Genomic DNA, 23397 nt, shown 5'->3' on the forward strand with positions numbered 1-23397 from the left:
GACAAAGCATTCACATGAACCTATTTTTTGAAGAATCCGGCGATTTCAAGGTCGGCACCGTGTTGTCGCAAGCGGGCGAGGCTTACCAGGTCGAAATGCCAAGCGGTAAGCGCACCAAGGTCAAGGTCAAGGACGTCCTGTTGCAGTACGAAAAGCCGTCCGCGGCCGACCTGCTGGAAGCGGCCAAAGCGGTTGCCGCCGATGTCGATTTCGAATTCCTGTGGGAAGTTGCCGGCCAGGACGAATTCGGTTTCGCCGAGCTGGGCGCCGAGTATTTCGGCCACACCCCGCTGCCGTCCGAAGCGGCCGGACTGATCCTGGCGCTGCATGGCGCCCCAATCTATTTCTACAAGAAGGGACGCGGACGCTACAAGGCGGCCCCGGAAGCGTCCTTGCGCGCGGCCCAGGCCGGCATCGAGAAAAAGAAACAGCAAGGCTTGATCCAGGCCGGCTATGTGGACGAGCTCAAGGCCAACAAGTTGCCGGAATCGATGCGTCCGCTGGTGCAGCAACTGTTGTTCAAGCCGGACAAGAACAGCATCGAATTCAAGGCGCTGGACGCCGCCTGCAACGAACTGCACACCACGCCGCAGCGTCTGATGCTGGCCGCCGGCGGCTTCGGTTCGCCCAAAGAGCTGCACATGGCACGCTTTTTGTTCGAGAATTTCCCGCGCGGCGCCGGTTTCCCGGCCGTCGCGGTACCGCCAATGCCGGCCAATCTGCCGGTCGCCGAGGTGGCCGCGTTCTCGATCGATGATGTCACCACCACCGAGATCGACGATGCCTTCTCGGTCGTGACCCTGGCGGACGGCATGGTGCAGGTCGGCATCCACATCGCCGCGCCGGGCCTGGGCATTCGTCCCGACGACGCGATCGACAAAATGGCGCGCACGCGCATGTCCACCGTCTACATGCCGGGCGACAAAATCACCATGCTGCCGGACGAACTGGTCGCCGCTTTCACCCTGGCCGAAGGCAAGACTTGCCCGGCGGTGTCGCTGTACGCCACCATCGACCCGGCCGACTGGAGCGTGAAGTCGACCGTGACCCGCGCCGAACTGGTGCCGATCAAGAGCAACCTGCGCAACAACGACCTGGACGAGGTGGTCAGCGAAGAAGCGCTGGCGGCGGGCAGCGGCGAGTATCCGCACAAGGCCGAGCTGGCCGTGCTGTGGCAGTGGGCGCTCACCCTGGAAGCGGCGCGCATGGTCAAGCGCGAAGGCTTCGGGCTGAAACCCGAGCAGAACAACCGGGTCGACTTCAATTTCTACGTCGAAGACGATGTCGTGACGGTGCTGCGCCGCAAGCGTGGCGCGCCGCTCGACAAGATCGTGGCCGAGCTGATGATTTTCGCCAACAGCACCTGGGGCAAGCTGATGCACGACTCGGGCGTGCCGGGTATTTACCGCTCGCAAGGCGCCGGTAGCGGCGCCGGCTGGGCCGCCAAGATGCAGGTGCGCATGGTCACTCATGCCGCGCCGCACCAGGGCCTTGGCGTGGACCAGTACGCCTGGAGCACCTCGCCGCTGCGCCGGTATACCGACCTGGTCAACCAGTGGCAGATCCTGGCCTGCGCCGAACATGGCGTGACGGCCCCGCTGGTGGCCCCGTTCAAGCCCCGTGACGCCAACCTGTTCGCCATCGTCTCGGCCTTTGACGCCGCCTATGGCGCCTACAACGACCACCAGCAGAACATGGAGCGCTACTGGTGCCTGCGCTGGCTCGGCCAGCAGGAGCAGCGCCAGGTCGAGGCGGTGGTGCTCAAGGATGAAGTGTTGCGTCTGGCCGACATTCCGCTGATCATTCGCCTGCCCGGCATGCCGCAGGTGGCGCGCGGGGCGCAGGTCAAACTCGACATCCTGCGTTGGGATGAGCTCGATCTGACCATCGAAGCGCGCCTGCTCGAACTGCCTTCCAGCACCGAGATCGCGGCCGATGCCGACCTGGACTACGAGGAAGAAGAGCCGGCGGCGGTCCCGGCCGACACCGGCGAAGCGGCCGCCACCGAGGCAGTCGAAGCCGAGGGATCGGTAACGGTAGTGACCAGCGAGCCGGCGGCCGGCTGACGTTGCCAACATCGCCACGGCGGCCATTAGAATGTAGAATGGCCGTTCCCTGATTCAACAAAATTCTTCCCGGTATCGTGTGAAGCACTTGCAAAATATAAGCTCCCTGTCCATTGCCGTGGCCGTTTCGGTCGCGGTGCACGCGGCCCTGCTGGCGGTCCGTTTTGTCGCGCCCGAGGCGTTCAACCTGACCCCGACCGATCCCGGCCTCGAAGTCATCCTGGTCAACGCCAAGCACGCCAGCAAACCGCTGAAGGCGGACGCGCTGGCCCAGGCCGACCTCGATGGCGGCGGCAATGCCGATACCGGCCGCGCCGCCTCGCCCCTGCCCGATATGCGCAAGGACGAGACCGGCGAGAGCGTCAAATCGACCCTGCGCCGCATCACGGAACTGGAGCAGATGCAGAAGAACCTGCTGACCAAGGCCAACGATTCCAAGGTGCACGCAGCCCCGGTGACCGACAAGGAAACGCCCGATCCCGAGCAGGACGGCAACGACCTGATCGAGAGCACCAAGCCCCTCGCGCGCCAGAAGGCCGAGATTGCCCAGCGCATCGAAGACCAGAACAAGCGTCCGCGCAAGACCTTCTTTACGCCGAGCACGCAGGCAGTCGGCTACGCCGTTTACTATAAAACGACGCAGAAGAAGATCGAAGACGTCGGTACGCTGAACTTCCCGCAAAAAGACGGCAAGAAGCTGTACGGCGAGCTGATCGTGTACATCCCGATCTTCCAGGATGGCACCATCTACACCAAAGAAGGCGGCGTACGCATCGAAAAGAGTTCGGGCAATCCCGCGCTCGACAAGGCGGCGCTGGCCATCGTGCGGCGTGCCGCGCCGTTCACCCAGTTCCCGAAAAACATGCGTTCCAGCGACAAGGACGACTTGTGGATCATGATCACGAGCTTCAAGTTCACGCGGGAAGACAAGCTCGAAGCCGAGTTGCGCGGCCAGACCAAATGAGCGAGCGTTACTGCGTCATCGGGAACCCGATTGCCCACAGCAAGTCGCCCGAGATCCACGCCGACTTTGCCCGGCAGACTGGGCAAGAGATGGTGTACGAACGCTGCCTGGCGCCGCTCGACGCTTTTGATGCAACCGTGCGCGCCCTGGTGGCCGCCGGCTACAAGGGCGCCAACGTCACCGTGCCCTTCAAACTCCAGGCCGCCGACCTGGCCGACCGCCTGACCGAACGCGCGCGCGCGGCCGGCGCCGTCAATACCCTGGTCTTTAACAGCAGCGGCGGCATCATTGGCGACAACACCGACGGCGCCGGACTGGTGGGCGACATCACCCGCAACGCCGCCATCGACCTCGAAGGCAAGCGCGTACTGCTGCTGGGCGCCGGCGGGGCCGCGCGCGGCGCCGTGGTGCCGCTGCTGGCCGCCTTGCCGGCCGAACTGATGATCGCCAACCGTACCCTGGCCACGGCCGACACCCTGGTCGAGCGCTTTACTTCCCAGCTGGCGCAGGACCAGCGCCTGGCCGCCTGCGCTTTTGACGACATTGGCGGCCCCTACGACGTGGTCATCAACGCGACCTCGGCCAGCTTGGCGGACGATATGCCGGCGGTCCCGGCCAGCGCCTTCGGCCCCGGCACCCTGGCGCTGGACATGATGTACGGCAAGGACCCGACCCGCTTCATGCTGTTTGCCGCCGCCCACGGCGCGCTTACCCGCGACGGCCTCGGCATGCTGGTCGAGCAAGCCGCCGAAGCTTTTTTGCTGTGGCGCGGCGCCCGTCCCGACACCGCGGCCATCCTGGACCGCCTGCGCCTGGCCATATGAGCAAGGCCGCCAAGGGTGGCGCACGCAGGCGCTGGATCACCTGGCTGTTCCTCGGTCCCTTGCTGATCTTCATCGTGGTCCAGCTGTATTTCTTCTTCATGGTGTGCTGGTATTCCCAGGTCAATCCATCGAGCACCAACATGATGGAAGACCAGCTGGCCGTGATGCGCGAAAAGAAACCCAAGGCGGTGCTGCAACACCAGTGGGTGCCGTACGAGCGTATTTCGGAGAACCTGAAACGGGCCGTGATCGCCTCGGAAGACGCGAATTTTTCCGAGCATGACGGGGTCGACTGGGAAGCGCTGCAAAAAGCCTACGAACGCAACAACCGGCGCCACAAGGTGGTCGGCGGCGGCTCCACCATCACCCAGCAACTGGCCAAGAACCTGTTCCTGACCGGCTCGCGCAGTTACCTGCGCAAGGGCCAGGAAATGATCATTGCCTTCATGCTCGAAACGGTCATGAGCAAGCAGCGCATCCTGGAAATTTACCTGAACGTGGCCGAATTCGGGCGCGGTATCTTCGGCGCCGAGGCCGCGGCGCGCTATTACTACCGCACCACCGCAGCCAACCTGGGCGTGGCGCAGGCCGCCAAACTGGCCGTGATGCTGCCCAATCCGCGCTATTACGACCGCAACCGCAGCTCGAGCTATCTGGCGCGCCGCACCACCCTCATCGTCAACCGCATGAGTTCGGCAGACTTGCCCTGATTCTTTACTGGAAAATGTCCATGATTTCTCGTCACCAACAGGGCGCCATCTCGCTGTTGTGGGTCGCCACCGGCTCGGTCGCCCTGGCGGCGCTGGCCATGGCCGCCTTGTTTTCCATGCGCTACGAGCGCAATCTGTTCGCCGAGGGCGCTGCCAAACTCGGCAAGACCGTCACCGCCAGTCCGGCTGGCAAGGTGATCGACTCGGCCAAGCAAGCCGTGAGCGAAGCGGCCGGCAATGGCGACGGCCAGATGCGCAAGTGCGTCATCAACGGCAAGATCATCATTTCCAACACCGATTGCAAGCCTGACAACCGCAGCAGCAAGGTGATCCAGATTCACGACACCAAGGGCTTTGAAGCGCCGAAAAAGCCGCCGGTGGAGCAGGCCGCGCCGGGGTCGAACCCGATGCTCGACAAAATGATCGAAAAACAGCTGCGCTGAGTCAATTTAAGTGTTTCGGGGTGGCCGGGTAGAGGGCTAACGGGTACACTTGCGCTGTTTTGAATCCGGCCGAGAAAGCGCATGATCAACGTATTTGTCCTACAAAATGGCCGACTCAATCAGGTACCGATCGAGTCGCGGGCGGATCTCGAAAACGTGGACCCGGTCTGGGTCGACCTGACCGATCCCAATGACGACGAGCGGGCCTGGGTCAAGACCATCTACGGCGTGATCTTGCCGGGCGAAGACGAAGTCAAGGATATTGAAGCGTCGGCCCGCTATTACGAAGCGGAAAACGGCGACTTGCATCTGCGCACCGATTTCCTGCTGGAAGAAGACGACGGCCCCTCGCGCGTGGTCACGGTCGCCTTCATTCTCGCGCGCAAGATGCTGTTTTCGGTGCATACCGACGACTTGCCGGTGTTTCGCCTGGTGCGCATGCGCGCCCGCTCGCGGCCCGGTTCGATTGCCGATTACATGGACGTGCTGCTCGACCTGTACGCCACCGACGCCGAGTACTCGGCCGATGCGCTGGAAGGGATTTACCAGCACCTGGAAGAAGTCAGCGGGCTGGTGCTGCAAAAGGAATTCACCGATAAAGACGCGGCCGACGCCCTGAACGCGATCGCGCGCGAGGAAGACTTGAACGGCCGCATCCGGCGCAACATGATGGATACACGGCGCGCCGTCAGTTTCCTGATGCGCGGGCGCCTGCTCAACGCCGAGCAGTTTGAGGAAGCGCGCCAGATCCTGCGCGACATCGAATCGCTGGACGGCCACACTTCCTTCCTGTTCGACAAGATCAACTTCCTGATGGACGCCACGGTCGGCTTCATCAACATTAACCAGAACAAGATCATCAAGATCTTCTCGGTGGCCTCGGTGGCGTTCCTGCCGCCGACCCTGATCGCCAGTATTTACGGCATGAACTTCAAGGCCTTCCCGGAGCTGGAGTGGCAGTACGGCTATCCGCTCGCCTTGACCCTGATGGTGGCGTCGATGATTACGCCAGTGTGGGTGTTCTTGCGCAGGGGCTGGTTGCGCTAAGGTTCATAAGTTCCGACCTTGTTTCGCATGCTTGACTGGTGTCAGTCATGGCGTGACCGGGTCTGAACGCAGCCATTGGCAGGGCTAGACTGGCTTGACCTCAATCAAGCCGGATCGACGATCATGCCTTCGCTGCCCATCCCGCCTTTGCTGCGTGCGATTATTCTTTTTCCCGTCTTCCCCCAGTTGCGACGCAGCGATAGTTCTATCGTTGTCGTCACTTGTGACTGGTTGCAAAGGGATTCAATCGGGCCGATAGCGACGAAAGCTGTCTTGCGCGTCCCACATCTCAATACTAAGATGAAGTATCTTCCGGGCGCGCTGCCATGATCCTTGGCGACCGGATAATACGGCAACTTGCGGATCGCGGTTGGACCGAGCAAGAGGTACTGGATTTAATCGAGACCGAGCCGATTGGCCGCTCGATCGATCATCGGACGCCTCAAAAAACTGGGGATCGACGGGCGCGGCGGGACACCGCTACAGTGTACGGGTCCAAAGATGGTGGGCATGTCGTCGTGAACGACCGCACTGGGGAAGTGGTTCATGTTAGCGACAAGAACGATCCCTACTGGATGCCTGATAGTCGTATTATTTGGGAGTCATGAGGACATTGCCATGAACATCGACAAAAGCCGTCTTTACGAATCGCCGGCTGCCTTCTTCGAAATGAACGGCAGCGTCACCATGCGCCTGTCGCCACGCGCCGCAATCGAGGTCTGCGCCGAGGCCGCGCGCAAGGGGCTTGTTGTCGCCCGCGTGGAAGGTGGAATCTGGCATGCGCCCGGATTTGAATCCCGGCTCGACTGTATCTGGGATGGGCAAGACCCGCCGCTCGATCAGGAGCGGGCCAGTGCAAACAATCAAGAAGCGGCGCGGTTTGTCGCCGCGCAAGCCACTGCGCACAGCGCGTTCATCCTGACCACGGCCCCGTGCGCCGGCTGGCCGCACCGGGCCAGCCAGGTGCAATACGCTGACTGATCAAGCCAGCTTGGCAAACACCCGGCGCGCCGCCGCGATGGTTTCTTCGATCACCGCGTCATCGTGCTGTGCCGACACAAAGCCCGCCTCGAACGCGGCCGGCGCGAAGTACACGCCTTCGTCCAGCATCGCGTGGAAGAAGGCATTGAAGCGGGTCTTATCGCCCGCCATCATCTCGGCATAGCTGCCCGGCACTTCTTCGCTGAAGTAAATCCCGAACATGCCGCCCACCGAGTCGGCGCAGAAGGTCACGCCCGCTTCTTTGGCCGCCTGCGCCAGCCCGGCCGCCAGCTTTGCCGTCTGCGCCGTCAGCTTCTCGTAGAAACCCGGCTGCTGGATCAGCTTCAGGGTGGTCATGCCGGCCGCCACCGCCACCGGATTGCCCGACAGGGTGCCGGCCTGGTACACGGCCCCGATCGGCGCCATGTTCTGCATCAGTTCCGCGCGCCCGCCGAAGGCCGCCACCGGCATGCCGCCGCCGATGACCTTGCCCAGCGCGGTCAGGTCCGGCACGATGTCGTACAGCGCCTGCGCCCCGCCCAGCCCCACGCGGAAGCCGCACATGACTTCGTCGAAAATCAGGATCGCGCCATGCTTGGTGCACAGCGCGCGCATGGCGCGCAGGAATTCCGGCGTGGCCTTGATCAGGTTCATGTTGCCGGCCACCGGTTCGACGATCACGCAGGCGATGGTGTCGCCCATCGAGGCGAACGCGTCTTTCAGCTGGGCCACATTGTTATAGTCGAGCACCAGGGTGTGCTTCACAAAATCTTCCGGCACGCCGGCCGAGGTCGGGTTGCCGAAGGTCAGCAAGCCGCTGCCGGCCTTGACCAGCAGCGAGTCGGCGTGGCCGTGGTAGCAGCCTTCGAACTTGACGATCTTGTCGCGTCCGGTGGCGCCGCGCGCCAGGCGCAGCGCGCTCATGGTCGCCTCGGTGCCCGACGAGACCAGGCGCACCTGCTCGATCGACGGCACCAGGCGGCAGATTTCTTCGGCCATCAGGATTTCGCCTTCGGTCGGCGCGCCGAACGAGAGCCCGCGCGCGGCCGCATCCTGCACCGCTTTCACCACTTCCGGATGGGCGTGGCCGACGATGGCCGGACCCCACGAGCCGATGTAGTCGATGTAGCGCTTGCCGTCGGCATCCCAGAAGTAGGGGCCTTCGGCGCGGGTGATGAAGCGCGGCGTGCCGCCCACCGATTTAAAGGCGCGCACCGGCGAATTAACGCCGCCCGGGGTGGTTTTCTGGGCGCGCGCGAACAGCGTGTTATTCAGGGAGTCTTGGTTCATGGCTTGCTCGATAAGGAAATGGGGTGGGCGAAAAATTTGTTGGGCACCAGCTTGCCCATGCCGAAGCGCTGCGCATTGGCCAGCGCGCCGACGGTGAACTCCTGGGCCGCCTGGATGGCGTCGATCGGCTCGAACTGGCGCGCCATGAGCGCGGCCAGCGCGCCCGACAAGGTGCTGCCGGCGCCCACGAACGGACCGGGAAAATGCTGCCAGTTGAAGGTGCCGACCACGCCGTTTTCGTCGAACAGGGTGTTGGCCAGCTGCGCGCCGGCGCCCGTGCCGCTCGAACCGGTGCATTTGACCAGCACATACTGGCAGCCCATGCCGGTCAGTTCCGCCACGTCTTCTTTCAGCATGTCGCCGCCGCCGTCGCGCCAGGTCTCGGCCATGCGCGCCAGTTCCACCTGCGTGAGCAGCAGCACGGTCGCCTGCGGCACCAGGATCTGGCGGATCGCGCCGAGCATGTCGTCGTCGGCCAGGCCCGAATCGGGCAGGCTCGATAAAAACGGGTCGAGGATCAGCGGCACGTCCGGATAGTCGGAGACGATTTCGGCAATCGCCGAGGCTTGCTCGATGCTGGTCAGCGCGCCCACCTTGAAGGCCGCCACCGGCATGTCTTCGAGCACCACGCGGGCCTGGTCGCAGACCCAGTCGGCGTCGACCTCCTGCACGTCTTCGACCCTCGCGGTGTCGGAAATGAGAATGCCGGTCATGACCGACAGGCCGTGGCAGCCAAGGGCCGAAAAACACGCCAGGTCGGCCTGGATGCCGATAGCGCCTATGGGGTCGGACACGCCGAACGTTAAGATCAGAGGAGAAGTTTGGATTTGCACGGCCGGTAGATTAAGATGCCTGATTCGGCATTTTACTAGATAGAAGGGTAGTCCAACGTGAGCAGCAATGAATCAACCGGCGCACCAGGCGCCGCTTTCCAGACCTGGATGTGCCTGATCTGCGGCTGGGTCTACGACGAGGCCGCCGGCCTGCCCGACGAAGGCATCGCCCCCGGCACCCGCTGGGCCGATGTGCCCATGAATTGGACCTGCCCGGAGTGCGGCGCCCGTAAAGACGACTTCGAAATGACAGTTATCTGATTGGCATGAGGCTTATTGCCGACACATGTTGACTAGCCGCAACATTAAGGGGACAAAAGGGTTGCCCTATGATATCGTTCATGCTCATGCCGAGTGAAACTGAATATGACGACATTGCCGCAACCGAACGTACTGAAAATCATGGTGATCGACGACAGCAGCACGATTCGTCGATCGGCCGAGATTTTCCTCACCCAGGCAGGATATCAGGTGGTGCTGGCCGAAGATGGCTTCGATGCCCTGGCCAAGATTAACGACCATCATCCGTCGCTGATCTTCTGCGACATCCTGATGCCGCGCCTGGACGGCTACCAGACCTGTGCGCTGATCAAGCGCAGTGCGCGTTTTCATGCCACCCCGGTGCTGATGCTGTCGTCGAAAGACGGCCTGTTCGACCGGGCGCGCGGCCTGATGGTCGGCTCCTCCGCCTATCTGACCAAACCCTTTAGCAAAGACAGTCTGCTTAGCGCCGTGCGCGAGCACACTGCCGATACCGTTTCAAAATAATTACTGGAGCCTCCCGTGGCCATACAAAAAATCCTGATCGTCGACGATTCCCCGACCGAGCGTTACTACCTGACCGACATCCTGGTCAAAGCCGGCTTCACCGTGACCACCGCCGAAAACGGCGAGGAAGCCCTGCTCAAGATCAAGGAAGACAAACCTGAACTGATCCTGATGGACGTGGTCATGCCTGGCGCGAACGGCTTCCAGGTCACCCGCACCATCGCGCGCGACCCCGAGCTGGGCGACGTGCCGATCATCATCTGCAGCAGCAAGAACCAGGAAACCGACCGTGTCTGGGGCCTGCGCCAGGGCGCGCGCGACTACATGGTCAAGCCGGTCGACGCCGAACTGCTGCTGGCGAAGATCGCCGCCCTCGGCGGCGCCTAAATCGTGAGCGACGTCGATTTCGCCCCAGTTGCCCCAATCGCTTCCGCGCCCAGCGATGGCGCGGGACGCCGCACCCGCCTGCGCGAGTACCAGGTGCAGCTGCTCGAACGCATGCAGGCGGCGCGCACCAACAGCGGTGCGCGCGTCAACCAGCTGGGGGTCTTGATCGGCGCCGAGCGCTTCCTGCTCGACCTCACCCAGGCCGGCGAGATCGTGCCGGTGCCGCCGGTGACGGTGGTGCCGCTGACGCAGCCGTGGTACCTGGGCCTGGCCAATATCCGGGGCAACCTGGTTGGCCTGATCGATTTCGCGCGCTTCCAGGGAGGCTCCGAAACGCAGGTTGGCCCGGACAGCCGCATCGTCACCCTGGCCAGCCACCTGGGCTTTAACTGCGGCCTGCTGGTGGCCCGCGTCTACGGCCTGCGCCACGCCGGCGACATGGAAGTCATTGGCGACAGATTACGCGATACCGACGCGAACGAATGGATCCCGCTCGACCTGGCGGCCCTCGTCACCGATGCGCGGTTTTTGCACGTTGGATTTTAAGCCGCAGTCATAAGTGGCCATACCTTAAGAAACTGGGAGCTGGAATGGGATTTGCATGGAAGAGTACCCCAAAGGGTGAGCCGGTACCGGATACTGAATTCGGTCCCGACCTGGAGGCTGCGGCCTTGAACAAGGACGACGCGCCGGCGGGCGTGCAGAACGTGATCGACGACAGCCATCGCGCCGAACTCGATCAGCACGACGAGCTGCGCCTGGCCAATATCATGGGCCGCAAGCGGCGCGACGACGATGACGACGGCGAGGTGGAAGCGCGCCTGCCGTTCATCGGCCATTTGTCGTTGCCGCGCCAGCTGCGTATCTTGCTGATGGTGTTCGTGGCCGGCATCCTGGTCACCGTGCTGGCGCTGTGGCGCAACGCGGCCAGTAGCTCCGACGCATCTGCCCAGACGCAGATCGCGTCGGACGCCCTGATGCACTCCCAGCGTATCGGTAAAGCGGCGCCTAACGCGATCCAGGGTAACCCGGAAGCGTTCGCGCAGCTCGAGCAAAGCCGTGCCCAGCTCAACGCCGACCTGACCGCGCTGCAGCGTGGCGGCAAGATCGGCGGCGTGCAGCTGCCGACCCCACCGGCGAGCATGAACCGCCTGATCGCCGCGGCCAAGACCAAGTGGGTCAGCACCGACAATGCCGCCGGCACCATCATGAAGATGAAGCCGGAACTGACGGGCTTCGAAAAGACCCTGCGCCAGCTCGACACGCTCTCGCCAGAGCTGTTGACGATGACCGAAGAACTGCTCAACGACAAAGTCCAGCGCGGCGGCACGCCACGTGAACTGGCGGCGATCGGCCGTTTGATGATGCTGACCCAGCGCCTCTCGCGCAGCGCCAGCGAGTTCCTGACCTCGGGCGGTATTCGTCCCGAAACCGCGTTCCAGCTGGGCCGCGACACCACCACCTTCCGTACCACGGTCGAAGGCTTCCTGAACGGGAACGAGACCATGCAGCTGTCGGCGACCAAGGACGCGGAACTGCGCGTCAAGCTCGAACAGATCAAATCGAAATTCGACACCTACCAGAAACTGGTGGCTTCGATCCTCGACAACCTGCCGAAATTCACGGCCGCCAAAGGCGCCGAACAGTCGATCTTCTACGAGAACGAAGAAGTCAAATCGCTGCTGACCAAAGTGCAGGTGGGCTTCCGTAACGAGCAGGATTCGAGCACCGTATGGTTCTGGATCATGGCGGTAGCCACCATGTTCACCCTGGGCGTCGGCGTCAGTATCGCCCGCGTCATGCTGCAAGACTCGCGTACCCGGGCCCGCGGCGCCGATGTGCGTCGCCAGGAAGCGGAATCGATGCGCCAGCTGGCGCAGTCGAAGGAAGAAGAAGCGAAAGCGACCAACGACCAGAATCAGGCAGCTATTTTGCGCCTGATGAACGAACTCCAGGAAGTGGCGGACGGTGACTTGACCGTGCACGCAACGGTGTCGGAAGACATTACCGGCGCGATTGCCGACTCGGTTAACTATACGGTCGAAGAGCTGCGCGGCCTGGTGGAACGCGTCACGACAACGGCCGAGCAGGTGACGTCGGCATCGACCAACGCGCAGAATATTTCGACCGACCTGCTGGCGGCGACCGAGCAGCAGTCGCGCGAGATCCAGGAAGCGTCCGAGACGGTTCTGAAAATGGCGAACGAAATTACCGACGTATCGAAGTCGGCGAATGAATCGGCAGAGGTTGCGCGCCAGTCGGTTGCGGCGGCATTGCAAGGTTCGACGGCGGTGGAAAACTCGATCAAGGGTATGCACGAGATCCGCGAGCAGATCCAGGAAACCTCGAAACGCATCAAGCGGCTGGGCGAATCGTCCCAGGAGATTGGCGAGATCACGGAACTGATTTCCGACATTACCGAACAGACCAACGTACTGGCGCTGAACGCGGCGATTCAGGCGGCATCGGCCGGCGAAGCCGGTCGCGGCTTCTCGGTGGTTGCGGAAGAGGTCCAGCGACTGGCGGAACGTTCGGCGGAAGCGGCAAAACAGATCGGCGCGCTGGTGCGTACCATTCAGACCGATACCCACGACGCGGTGGCCGCTATGGAAAAATCGACGCAGGGTGTGGTCGAGGGAGCCAGGCTGTCCGATGCCGCGGGTGCCGCACTGTCCGACATTTCGCGCGTTTCGAACCGTCTTGCGGAACTGATTCAGGGCATTTCGTTCGCAACCGAGCTGCAAGCGACATCGGCCAACGATGTGGCGCACAACATTCAGCACATCTTGTCGGTGACCGAAAATACCCAGGACGGTACGCAGCAAACCGCCCAATCGATTCGCCAACTGTCGCTGCTGGCGCAGGAACTGAAAAACTCGGTATCGCGCTTCCGCGTGGTGGCTTGAGAACCCGGTTGATTTATCAAGGTAAGCATGACCACTACTGACAATTCGCACGTGCCGCAGTTCGACACAGGACCCCTGTCCTGGGTCATGAGCGAGATCCGCGATGCGCTGGGCCGCTCCAACACCGCGCTGTCCGAGGCGGCGGAGCATACGGCGGAAGCCCAGGCAAGTTCGCTCAAACATGCGAAAGCCTATCTGCACCAGGCGCATGGCGCCTTGCAGATGGTCGATGTCGACGGCGCCGGCGCCATGACCGAAGCCGCCGAGAGCGCGCTGGACCGCTTCAAGGATGGCCTGCTCGACTGCACGCCCGAGCGCGCGCAAGTCATCGCCCACGCCTACCAGGCGGTGATCGAGTATCTCGAAGAACTGCTCTCGGGCGCGCCACAGCAGCCGGCGCGCCTGTTCCCTTACTACCGCGCGCTCAAGGAAATGCTGGGCGCCGACCGGATCCACCCGGCCGACCTGTTTTTCGCCGACCTGTCGGCGCCGGTGTCGCTCAAGCGCCATGTGGCGAGCGACGCGGCGCCGGACTACGCGGCCTGCCGCACGCGTTTCGAAAAAGCGCTGCTGCCGTTCCTGAAAAGCGCCGACAAAACCAGCCAGCAGCAGCACGCCCAGGTGTTACTGGACGCGATCGCCCACGTGGCCGACGCCCAGGACCAGCCTTTGCCGCGCACCTTCTGGATGGCGATGCAGGGCTTCGCCGAACTGGTGGCCCAGGGCCACCTGGCCAGCGACCTGTATGTCAAACAGCTTTTCGGCCTGATCAATCTGCAGATCCGCCGCCTCTCGCAAGGCCAGGTCAGCCTGCCCGAAACGATGCTGCGCGACGCCCTGTTCTTCATGGCCGCCGTGCCCAATCCGCCGCCGACGGCGCTGGCCCTGCGCCGTGCCTATCATCTGGACGGCATGGTGCCGGCCGATTACGATACGCGCCGCTACGGCCGCATCGACGCCGACGCGCTGAAAACGGCCAAGGAAGCCCTGGCCAAGGCCAAGAGCCACTGGGACCGCCTGTCGGTCGAACCGCTGCCGGCGCTGGAAACCGAATTTGTCGAACTGCTCAATACCATGGCAGCCGCCGGCGAGAAGCTGGGCGCTCCGGCGCTGGCGCGCCTGCAGCGGCAGATGGTGCACGTGGCCACCGCCACGGCCGCGACCAAGCATAACAGCGTGTTCAGTCTCGAAATGGCGACCGCCATGCTGTTCATCGAGAACAGCCTGGATAAAATCCGCCAGCTGCCCGACGATTTCGAGGCCCACGCCGACATCATCGGCGCGCGCCTGACCGCCATTGGCGCCGGCGAAACGCCGCCCGAAGCGCCGCAATGGCAGGGCGACCTGTCGCGCCGCATCCAGCACGAGCAGACCGTCGCCGTGCTGGCCGCCGAAATGAAAAACGGCTTGCGCCAGGTCGAAAAAGTCCTCGACGACTATTATTCCGACACCAGCAAGCGCGCCACCCTGGCCCAGATCGATCCGGTCCTGCACCAGTTGCAGGGCGCCGTGGCCATCCTCGACCAGGAAGACGCGATGCGCGCCGCCCTGCACGTCAAGGATGCGGTACGCACCCTGGCCGCGGCCGAAGGCAATCCGGAACTGGAAGCGGCCTCGCTGCAAAACATCGCCCAGAACATCGGCGCGCTGGGCTTTTTTGTCGACATGCTGGCCAAGAACGTCGACGAAGCGCGCGAGCGCTTCACCTTCGATAGCAGCGAGGGCATGCTGCGCGCCGTTCCGTTCGAAAAACCGGCGCATGGCGAATCGCAATTCGACCAGGAACCGGTGCTCGAGATCGAGCCTATCTCTGTGATCGACGCCCCTGCGCCAGTCGCGCCAGTGGTCGAAGAAGAAGTCAGGATGCCGGTCGTGGTGGCCGCACCCGCGCCACCGGGCGACGACGAAATCGAAGCCGAACTGCTCGAAATTTTCATCTCCGAAGCGCAGGAAGTGCTGGCCTTTGTCGGCTCGACCCTGCCGGCCGCGCAAAGCATGCCGAACAACCTGGAAACGCTGACGATGCTGCGGCGCTCCTTCCACACCCTCAAGGGCAGTGGACGCATGGTCGGCCTGAACAACTTTGCCGAAGGCGCAGCCGCCGTCGAAAAAGTGATGAACCTGTGGTTGTCGGAAGAACGCGCCGCCGACGCCAACCTGCTGGCCTTGCTGACCTACGCCACCACCGACATGACCGCCTGGGTCGAGCAGCTGGCCGCTAGCGGCAGCTCGCAGCGCACCAGCGAAGCACTGGTCGCCGCCGCCGAACGCGTGCAGCATGGCGAAGCGTTCTCGGTCGACGCAGGGTCACGCGACAGCGCGGACGAGGCCCCGGCCGCGCCGCTTGTCGAAGAGATCGTGGCAGCCGCGCCGGTGGACGAGCATCACGACGAACACTTTGCGATCGACGATTCGTTCGAACCGATGATTCTCGACGACATCATCGCCCTGCCTGCGACCGAGAGCGCAGCGCCTGGCAATGTGATCGAGTTCCCGGTACCGGGCACCATCGCCGCCGACGACGACAATACCAAGCGCATTGGCGAACTCGAAATCCCGCTGCCGCTGTATAACATCTACCTCGCCGAGACCGACGAGCTGGTTCGCCTGTTAAGCCAGGACTTCGCCGAATGGCGTCACGAACCGCAGCGCCAGGTCACGCCGGAAGCCGAAAAAGCCGCGCATACCCTGGCCGGCACTTCGGCCACGGTGGGCTTCCACGCCCTGCGCGAAATCGCCTACGAAGTCGAAATGGTGCTCAAGAGCCCCGCGCCGGTGTTCGACGACGCCCAGCGCGACCTGCTCGACGAAACCATCGAGCGCGTGCGCCACATGCTGCAGCGCTTCGCGCTGGGCGAACTGGCGCCGGCCGAGCCGGATCTGGTGGCACGCCTGCACGTCCTGCGCGAGCAGCTGGCGGCGCAGGAAGCGGCCGCCGTGTTTGCGGGCGCCGACGAAGATCTGGCACGCCGCCTGGACGGCCTGTTTGCCGAAACGCTGGACGAGCTGGTGGCCTCGCCACCGGTGATGCCGGAACGCGCATCGGCCGTGGCCGACGCCCCGTCCGAACCCCAAATCGACGCCATCGACGCCCTGTTCGGCGAGGACGATCCGTTCGACATTCCGCTGCTGGCCAATCCGGAACCGGCGCAGCCGGTGCTGGAAGAAGCACAGGAGCCGGTGCTCGAAGCCGAGCCGGTGCTCGACGCTGAAGAAGTCGTCGAAGCCGAAGAAGTCATCGAGGCCGAAGCAGTCGTCGAAGCCGAAGAAGTCATCGAAGCCGAAGAAGTCGTCGAGGCCGAAGAAGTCGTCGAAGCCGAAGAAGTCGTCGAAGCCGAAGAAGTCATCGAGGCCGAAGAAGTCATCGAAGCCGAGCCGGTAGTCGAAGAGCCAGTGCTTGAAGCTGAACCTGTGCTTGAAGAGCCAGTCATCGAAGCCGAACCGGTTCTTGAAGCCGAACCGGTGGTCGAAGAGCCTGTGCTCGAAGAGCCAGTCCTCGAAGCCGAACCAGTTGTCGAAGAACCGGTGATCGAAGAACCGGTGATCGAAGAGCCGGTCGTCGCAGCCGCACCGGAACCGGTGCCAATGCAGCCGATGACGGCGCACGTACCGCTGCTCGAAGCCTTGCTGCAACCGGAGTCCGAGACGGCCGCTGTGCCGGTGGCGCCCGAAACGTCGTTCGCCGATGACCTTGACGTCGACTTGCTGCCGGTGTTCCTGGAAGAGGGCACCGACCTGCTGCCGGAAATCGGCAACAACCTGCGCAAGTGGCAGCAAAATCCGTCCGACACTACGCCGGTAGCGCAGCTTCTGCGTACCCTGCACACGGTCAAGGGCAGTGCGCGGATGGCCGGTGCGATGCGCCTCGGCCAGCACACCCACGAGATCGAAACGCAGATCGAGAACATGGTCCACGCCGGAACGTCGACGCCAGCCGCGTTCGACGAACTGATGGCCAACTACGATCACGCGCTCCTGCTGTTCGAACAATTGCAGCAGCCAGCACTGGGCGTCGTGCCGGTGCCGGGCCTGGCCGCGGCGGTCGCCGGCAGCGTGGACGATGCGCATGCGGCGACGGCCCGTTCGCCGCTGGTGCGGGTACGCGCCGACATCCTGGACCGCCTGGTCAACCAGGCAGGCGAAGTGTCGATCACGCGCTCGAAGCTGGAAAGCCAGGTCTCGACCCTGAAGGCCTCGCTCTCCGACTTCTCGGACAATCTGGGCCGCCTGCGGCGCCAGTTGCGCGAAGTCGAGATGCAGGCGGAATCGCAGATTTCGTCGCGCATGTCGATTTCCAGCGAACGCGAATTCGATCCGCTCGAATTCGACCGCTTTACCCGCCTGCAGGAACTGACGCGGATGATGGCCGAATCGGTGAACGACGTTGCGTCGTTCCACGAAAGCCTGACGCGCACGGTCGATGGCGCCACCGACGACTTGAACGTGCAGTCGCGCCTGACGCGCGACTTGCAGCAGGATCTGATGCGCGTCCGGATGGTGCAGTTCGCCAGCCTGTCGGAGCGTCTGTTCCGCGTGGCGCGCCAGACCGCAAAAGAGATCGACAAACGGGTCAACCTGGATATTCGCGGCGGCGCGGTCGAAATCGACCGCAGCGTCCTGGAACAGATGGCCGCGCCGTTCGAGCACTTGCTGCGTAACGCCATCGTGCACGGTATCGAGTCGCGTACCCGCCGTGGCGCGGCCGGCAAGGCCGAAACGGGCGAGCTGCTGATCCAGGTCAGCCAGCAAGGTAACGAGGTAGTCATCCAGTTCAACGACGATGGCGCAGGTCTCGACCTGGCCCGCATTCGCACCAAGGCGCGTGAAAACGGCCTGCTGGCGCCGAATGCGATCGTCACCGACGCCGAAGCGGCCGACCTGATTTTCGAACCAGGCTTCTCGACCGCCGATGCGCTGACCGAACTGGCCGGCCGTGGCGTGGGTATGGACGTGGTGCGCTCGCAAGCGCAGGCGCTTGGCGGCCGGGTGGCGATTTCCACCGAAGCCGGCAAGGGCGCGCGCTTCACGATTCACCTGCCGCTGACCCTTGCGGTCACCCAGGTCGTATTGACCACCAGCGGCACCAAGACCTTTGCGCTGCCATCGATCCTGGTGGAGCAGGTCTTGCAGATGAAAGAAGCGGCAGTCAACGCCGCGCATGCCGAAGGGTTTGTCGAATTCCAGGGCCAGAAGGTGGCGCTGCATTACCTGCCAACCCTGTTGGGCGATACCGAAGCGCGGCCGATGTCGCAGCGTTCGTGCCCGGTGATGGTGCTTAAAAGCGGCACCGACCGCCTGGCGGTACAGGTCGACGATGTGCAGGGTAACCGCGAGGTCGTTATTAAAAACATCGGCCCGCAGCTCTCGCGCATGATCGGTATTTCGGGTGCGACGGTGCTCGGTTCGGGCGATATCGTCTTGATCCTGAACCCGGTGGCCTTGTCGCATCACCTCGACCATCATCCGCAACAGCGCCAGCGCGTTGTCGTGGAAACGGTGGCGGCGGTGCCCGAGACGCGTGCGGCCGACTTTGTGGTCATGGTGGTCGATGATTCGCTGACCGTGCGCAAAGTGACCCAGCGTCTGCTGGAGCGCGAGGGCTACCAGGTGGTGCTGGCCAAGGACGGCGTGGACGCGCTCGAGCATCTGCAAGAGACCGTGCCCGACCTGATGCTGGTCGATATCGAGATGCCGCGCATGGATGGTTTCGACTTGACCCGCAACATTCGCGGCAACAGCGGCACCAAAGAGATCCCGATCATCATGATCACCTCGCGTACCGCCGACAAGCACCGCAACTACGCGCTCGACCTGGGTGTGAATGCCTACTTCGGCAAGCCCTTCCAGGAAGACATGCTGCTGGCCGCAATCGCCGGTTTGCTCAATCGCGAGATGCCGGTAGCGCATTAAGCGACAGGCGGCACAAACAAGAACGCCCTGCACCGGTCAAACGGTGCAGGGCGTTTTTTTATGCTCGCGCCATTACGATGCCTTTACCACCGCATAGCGCTCCAGCGTCCTGGCGCGCGCCTCGTCATGCCTGACCAGCGGCGCCGGATAATCCCTCCCCAGCACGATCTTCTTTTGCGCCAGCACCATCGGCGGCACGGTCCACGGCGCGTGGATCTCCTTGTCCGACAGCGCATCGAGCTGCGGCAGATAGCGCCGGATGAATTTGCCCTTGGCGTCGAACTTCTCCGACTGCGTAACCGGATTGAAAATCCTGAAATACGGCTGCGCATCGCATCCCGACGACGACGCCCACTGCCATCCGCCATTGTTCGACGACAGGTCGAAGTCGTTCAGGTGCAGCGCAAAATACGCCTCCCCGCGACGCCAGTCGATCCCCAGGTCCTTGATCAGGAAGCAGGCCGTGACCATGCGCAGCCGGTTGTGCATGTAGCCGGTCTGGTTCAACTGCGCCATGGCCGCGTCGACCAGCGGATAGCCGGTGCGCCCTTCGCACCAGGCGGCGAACAGCTCGTCGGCATCAGGCCCGGTCTCGAACGCAATCGCATCGTAGGCCGGCTTGAACGCGCGCTCGACCACATGCGGATGGTTATACAGGATCATGGCGTAGAAATCGCGCCAGATCAGTTCCGACAGCCACACCGGCGCGCCTTCGCCGCCGGCCCCGCGCGCGATCAGTTGCGTCACCGTGCGCACCAGGTGGCGCAGCGACAGGGTGCCGAAGCGCAGGTGCACCGACAGGTACGAAGGCCCTTTCACCGCCGGGTAGTTGCGCGCTTCGCCATAGTCGGCGATGCGGCCGATGAAGTCCTCGAACAGCTGCGCCGCGCCGCTCATGCCGGTCGGGATCGACAAGGCCGACAGGTTGGTCGGCTCGAAGCCGATCTGGCCCAGGGTGGGCAGGCGCTCCTCGCCAACAGGGGGCGCAAAGCGCGCCGCATGCGGCTCGACCGCATACGCCACCACGCAATCGGGTTCGGCCGCCATGCGTTTGAGCCAGGCGTTTTTGTACGGCGTGAAGACCGAGAAGTTCTGGCCCGCCAGGGTGAGCACTTCGCTCTTTTCAAAAATGACCTGGTCCTTGTAGCTGACAAAACGCCGGCCCTGGGCCTGCAGCCGCGCGGCCACTTGGGCGTCGCGCGCGATCGCCTGCGGCTCGTAGTCGCCGTTGACAAACACCGCCTCCACGCCCAATTCGGCGGCCAGTGTTGGAATTGCCTCCACCGCGTCGGCATGGCGCACAATCAGGCCGCCGCCCAACTGACGCAATTCGGCATCGAGTTCGGCCAGGCAGGCGTGAATGAATTCGACGCGGCGGTCGGCGCGCGGTAAACTGTCGAGGATTGTGTTATCGTAAATGAACGCGCAATAGACGCTATTCGACGACGTTAGTGCATGATGCAGCGCGGCGTGATCGAAGGCGCGCAGGTCGCGGCGAAACCAGACGAGCGATTTACTCATAATGTTGTTGGTGTTCGGTATCAAGGAAGGTGGGGAGATTATCGGCTACCATCGCTTTAGCTGCGCGCGTGATGGCGCTTCCCATGGTGGCGGCCGCAATTCAGTGTAAACTATCGACAAATCCATCGTTTGCAAGCTTGGATAATAGCAGCGAAGCGGAACATCAGAGAGCGAGCAGAGAGAGTGACGAATATGAAGAAAAGCAAAATCGACAAAACTCTGCCCGTGCCCGGCATGTCGCAGGACGAGGCGCTTCGTCCCGACGAAGGCAACGTCGCGGCATCGGCGTTCACATTGAATTTGGCAAATCATTTCTTGATAGCGATGCCGTCGATGCAGGATCCGATTTTCGGCGGCACCGTGGTCTACATTTGCGAGCATAACGATAAAGGCGTGCTCGGGGTGGTCATCAACAAGCCGACCGACATGACCATGGAAGTGCTGTTCGAACGGATCGACCTGAAACTGGCCGACGGCTTGCGCACCACCGTGGTCAACGAGCCGATCATGTTCGGCGGCCCGGTCCAGGACGACCGCGGCTTCGTGCTGCACACGCCAGGCGCGCGCTATTCGTCCTCGCTCACCGTGACCGAGGACGTCGCTTTCACCACCTCGATCGACGTGCTCGAAGCGGTGGCCAACGGCGACGGCCCGCAACGGCTGCTGGTCTCGATCGGCTATGCAGGCTGGAGCCCGGGCCAGCTGGAAGATGAAATCGGCCGCAATGGCTGGCTGACGGTGGGCGCCGACGCGCGCGTGCTGTTCGACCTGCCGATCGAAGAACGCTACAACGCCGCCATCAAACTGCTTGGCATCGACCCGATGATGCTCGCTTCCGAGGCCGGCCATGCGTGATCAACTCCGCGGGAAGCGCACGCGTGGCTGAAGCGGTGATTGAACTCGTACTCGGCTTCGATTTCGGCATCAAGCGTATTGGCATCGCCATGGGGAACACCCTGACCGGCCAGGCGCAGCCGCTCGCGGTGGTCAACGCCATCGACAACGCGGCCCGCTTCAAGCAGATCGGCGAGCTGATCGCCGCCTGGGCGCCGGCCCGCCTGGTGGTGGGCGAACCGCGCCACCCCGACGGCACCGAACACGAGATGACCCTGCGCTGCCGCCGCTTCGCCAACCAGCTGCATGGACGCTTCGACCTGCCGGTCACCCTGGTAGACGAACGCTATTCGTCGGCCGTGATCAACGCCAGGCGCGGCCAGATCATCGACGACCAGGCCGCCTCCATCATTTTGCAACAATACTTTGACGACCATGCCAACAACAACTAATCAGCTCGACGCCGAGGCGCTGTATCAAACCTTGCTCGGCCAGGTGAAGGGCGGCTTGCACGGGGTGCAGGACGCGGCCATCATCGGCATCCATTCGGGCGGCGCCTGGCTGGCCGAACGCCTCGCGGCGGACCTGGGCCTGAAAGAGCGCCTGGGCTTCATCGATGTCTCGTTCTACCGCGACGACTTTGCCAAGAAGGGCCTGCATCCGGACGTCAAGCCGACCCACATCCTGTTCAACGTCGACCGCGCCAACATCGTGCTGGTCGACGATGTGCTCTACACCGGGCGCACCACGCGTGCGGCGATCAACGTGCTGTTCGATTATGGCCGTCCGGCGCGCATCATGCTGGCGGCGCTGGCCGACCGCGGCGGGCGCGAGCTGCCGGTGGCGGCCGATTTCGTCGCCACCAGCGTGGCGCTGGAAGCCAATCAGTCGCTTGCGCTGGCGCGTGCCGGCGACGGGCAATTTTCGCTCACCATAGAAGAAGACCATGCTTAATCCGCAACTGAATAAAAATGGCGAACTGCAGCACCTGTTAAGCATCGAAGGGCTGCCAAAATCGATCGTCAATCATATCCTCGACACGGCGTCGAGCTTCGTCGGCATCTCGGACCGTGAAGTCAAGAAGGTGCCGCTCATGCGCGGCAAGAGCGTGTTCAACCTGTTCTTCGAAAACTCCACGCGCACCCGCACCACCTTCGAGATCGCGTCCAAGCGCCTCTCGGCCGACGTCATCAACCTGAATATCCAGGCGTCGTCGGCCAGCAAGGGCGAGTCGCTGCTCGACACCATCGACAACCTGTCGGCCATGCACGCCGATATGTTCGTGGTGCGCCACGCGCAGTCGGGCGCACCCTACCTGATCGCCAAGCACCTGATCGACACGAAGCAGTCGCACGTCCACGTGGTCAACGCGGGCGACGGCCGCCACGCGCACCCGACCCAGGGCCTGCTCGACATGTACACGATCCGCCACTACAAAAAAGACTTCACCAACCTGCGCGTGGCCATCGTGGGCGACATTCTGCACAGCCGCGTGGCGCGTTCCGACATCCATGCCCTGACCACCCTGGGCGTGCCGGAAGTGCGCGCCATCGGCCCGCACACCTTGCTGCCGGGCGGGCTGGAACAGATGGGCGTGCGGGTGTTTACCAACATGGACGAGGGCTTGAAAGACGTCGACGTCATCATCATGCTGCGCCTGCAGAACGAGCGCATGAGCGGCGCCTTGCTGCCGTCGGCGCAGGAGTATTTCAAGAGCTATGGCCTGACGCCCGAGCGCCTGGCGCTGGCCAAACCCGATGCGATCGTCATGCATCCGGGCCCGATGAACCGGGGCGTGGAAATCGATTCGGCCGTGGCCGATGGCGCGCAGGCGGTGATTTTGCCGCAGGTGACGTTCGGGATCGCGGTACGCATGGCGGTAATGAGTATTCTGGCAGGAGCGCAAGGGTGAA

22 protein-coding genes are annotated in these 23397 nt (G+C 63.2%); 18 read left to right on the top strand and 4 right to left on the bottom strand.

The features are described 5' to 3' along the window. The first annotated feature begins 14 nt into the window (after window positions 1-14). From F1609_RS01285 to corA, 6 genes are all read left to right on the top strand, one after another. The gene (locus F1609_RS01285; RefSeq protein ID WP_167073893.1) at window positions 15-2066 is read left to right on the top strand and encodes a ribonuclease catalytic domain-containing protein; all 2052 of its coding nucleotides are present in this window, start codon (window positions 15-17) and stop codon (window positions 2064-2066) included. A 79-nt stretch (window positions 2067-2145) separates the two neighbouring features. After that, entirely contained in the window at window positions 2146-3030 is an 885-nt protein-coding gene (locus F1609_RS01290) for an energy transducer TonB (RefSeq protein WP_167073895.1), read from the top strand. Beyond that, the gene (gene aroE, locus F1609_RS01295; protein ID WP_167073897.1) at window positions 3027-3854 is read left to right on the top strand and encodes a shikimate dehydrogenase; all 828 of its coding nucleotides are present in this window, start codon (window positions 3027-3029) and stop codon (window positions 3852-3854) included. Before F1609_RS01290 ends, aroE begins: the two co-directional genes overlap by 4 nt. Further along, window positions 3851-4564 (top strand): monofunctional biosynthetic peptidoglycan transglycosylase, encoded by a 714-nt coding sequence (gene mtgA / locus F1609_RS01300; protein ID WP_167073899.1) that lies wholly within the window; start codon window positions 3851-3853, stop codon window positions 4562-4564. Before aroE ends, mtgA begins: the two co-directional genes overlap by 4 nt. Window positions 4565-4584: 20 nt before the next feature. After that, window positions 4585-5007, top strand: a complete 423-nt coding sequence (locus F1609_RS01305; protein WP_167073901.1) for a DUF4124 domain-containing protein — start codon at window positions 4585-4587, stop codon at window positions 5005-5007. An 81-nt stretch (window positions 5008-5088) separates the two neighbouring features. Then, a complete protein-coding gene (gene corA / locus F1609_RS01310) occupies window positions 5089-6054 on the top strand; it encodes a magnesium/cobalt transporter CorA (RefSeq protein ID WP_167073903.1) in 966 nt (321 codons plus the stop codon). A gap of 104 nt (window positions 6055-6158) precedes the next feature. Here the strand turns inward: corA and F1609_RS01315 are convergent, their stop codons facing one another. Further along, window positions 6159-6437: a hypothetical protein gene (locus F1609_RS01315; protein ID WP_167073457.1), complete on the bottom strand. Its 279-nt coding sequence runs from the start codon at window positions 6435-6437 to the stop codon at window positions 6159-6161. On the opposite strand from F1609_RS01315, the gene F1609_RS35315 reads away from it, so the two are divergent. Beyond that, window positions 6381-6662, top strand: a complete 282-nt coding sequence (locus F1609_RS35315; protein WP_167073905.1) for a colicin E5-related ribonuclease — start codon at window positions 6381-6383, stop codon at window positions 6660-6662. The two genes, F1609_RS01315 and F1609_RS35315, sit on opposite strands and share 57 nt — an antisense overlap. Window positions 6663-6672: 10 nt before the next feature. Then, on the top strand, window positions 6673-7035 hold the full coding sequence (locus F1609_RS01325) for a colicin immunity protein (RefSeq protein ID WP_167073907.1): 363 nt from the start codon (window positions 6673-6675) through the stop codon (window positions 7033-7035). On the opposite strand, the gene hemL is transcribed toward F1609_RS01325, so the two are convergent. Further along, complete coding sequence (gene hemL, locus F1609_RS01330) at window positions 7036-8325, bottom strand: glutamate-1-semialdehyde 2,1-aminomutase (RefSeq protein WP_167073909.1); 1290 nt, start codon at window positions 8323-8325, stop codon at window positions 7036-7038. Then, window positions 8322-9158, bottom strand: a complete 837-nt coding sequence (gene thiD, locus F1609_RS01335; RefSeq protein ID WP_167073911.1) for a bifunctional hydroxymethylpyrimidine kinase/phosphomethylpyrimidine kinase — start codon at window positions 9156-9158, stop codon at window positions 8322-8324. The genes hemL and thiD overlap by 4 nt, the downstream gene beginning before the upstream one ends. Before the next feature lie 108 nt (window positions 9159-9266). Here thiD and F1609_RS01340 point away from each other — a divergent pair, with 108 nt between their 5' ends. The 6 genes from F1609_RS01340 to F1609_RS01365 all read left to right on the top strand — a co-directional run bounded on the left by F1609_RS01340 (window position 9267) and on the right by F1609_RS01365 (window position 19129). Beyond that, complete coding sequence (locus tag F1609_RS01340) at window positions 9267-9419, top strand: rubredoxin (RefSeq protein WP_167074514.1); 153 nt, start codon at window positions 9267-9269, stop codon at window positions 9417-9419. 105 nt (window positions 9420-9524) lie between these two features. Next, window positions 9525-9926, top strand: coding sequence for a response regulator (locus F1609_RS01345; protein WP_126076625.1), 402 nt, complete (start codon window positions 9525-9527; stop codon window positions 9924-9926). Between the two features lie 15 nt (window positions 9927-9941). Further along, on the top strand, window positions 9942-10313 hold the full coding sequence (locus F1609_RS01350) for a response regulator (RefSeq protein ID WP_167073913.1): 372 nt from the start codon (window positions 9942-9944) through the stop codon (window positions 10311-10313). Window positions 10314-10316: 3 nt separating this feature from the next. After that, the gene (locus F1609_RS01355) at window positions 10317-10859 is read left to right on the top strand and encodes a chemotaxis protein CheW (protein ID WP_243492478.1); all 543 of its coding nucleotides are present in this window, start codon (window positions 10317-10319) and stop codon (window positions 10857-10859) included. A gap of 44 nt (window positions 10860-10903) precedes the next feature. Then, entirely contained in the window at window positions 10904-13219 is a 2316-nt protein-coding gene (locus F1609_RS01360; protein WP_229421542.1) for a methyl-accepting chemotaxis protein, read from the top strand. Window positions 13220-13246: 27 nt separating this feature from the next. Beyond that, on the top strand, window positions 13247-19129 hold the full coding sequence (locus tag F1609_RS01365) for a hybrid sensor histidine kinase/response regulator (protein WP_167073915.1): 5883 nt from the start codon (window positions 13247-13249) through the stop codon (window positions 19127-19129). A 72-nt stretch (window positions 19130-19201) separates the two neighbouring features. Here the strand turns inward: F1609_RS01365 and F1609_RS01370 are convergent, their stop codons facing one another. Beyond that, window positions 19202-20650, bottom strand: a complete 1449-nt coding sequence (locus F1609_RS01370) for a cryptochrome/photolyase family protein (RefSeq protein WP_167073917.1) — start codon at window positions 20648-20650, stop codon at window positions 19202-19204. 192 nt (window positions 20651-20842) lie between these two features. Here F1609_RS01370 and F1609_RS01375 point away from each other — a divergent pair, with 192 nt between their 5' ends. From F1609_RS01375 to F1609_RS01390, 4 genes are all read left to right on the top strand, one after another. Then, a complete protein-coding gene (locus tag F1609_RS01375; protein ID WP_167073919.1) occupies window positions 20843-21505 on the top strand; it encodes a YqgE/AlgH family protein in 663 nt (220 codons plus the stop codon). 89 nt (window positions 21506-21594) lie between these two features. Continuing rightward, on the top strand, window positions 21595-21936 hold the full coding sequence (gene ruvX, locus F1609_RS01380) for a Holliday junction resolvase RuvX (RefSeq protein ID WP_215907622.1): 342 nt from the start codon (window positions 21595-21597) through the stop codon (window positions 21934-21936). Further along, window positions 21920-22438 (top strand): bifunctional pyr operon transcriptional regulator/uracil phosphoribosyltransferase PyrR, encoded by a 519-nt coding sequence (gene pyrR / locus F1609_RS01385; RefSeq protein WP_167073921.1) that lies wholly within the window; start codon window positions 21920-21922, stop codon window positions 22436-22438. Before ruvX ends, pyrR begins: the two co-directional genes overlap by 17 nt. Next, on the top strand, window positions 22431-23396 hold the full coding sequence (locus F1609_RS01390) for an aspartate carbamoyltransferase catalytic subunit (RefSeq protein WP_099875215.1): 966 nt from the start codon (window positions 22431-22433) through the stop codon (window positions 23394-23396). Before pyrR ends, F1609_RS01390 begins: the two co-directional genes overlap by 8 nt. The last annotated feature ends 1 nt before the right edge of the window (window position 23397 follow it).

Source organism: Massilia aquatica, assembly GCF_011682045.1.
Classification (GTDB): domain Bacteria; phylum Pseudomonadota; class Gammaproteobacteria; order Burkholderiales; family Burkholderiaceae_D; genus Telluria_A; species Telluria_A aquatica.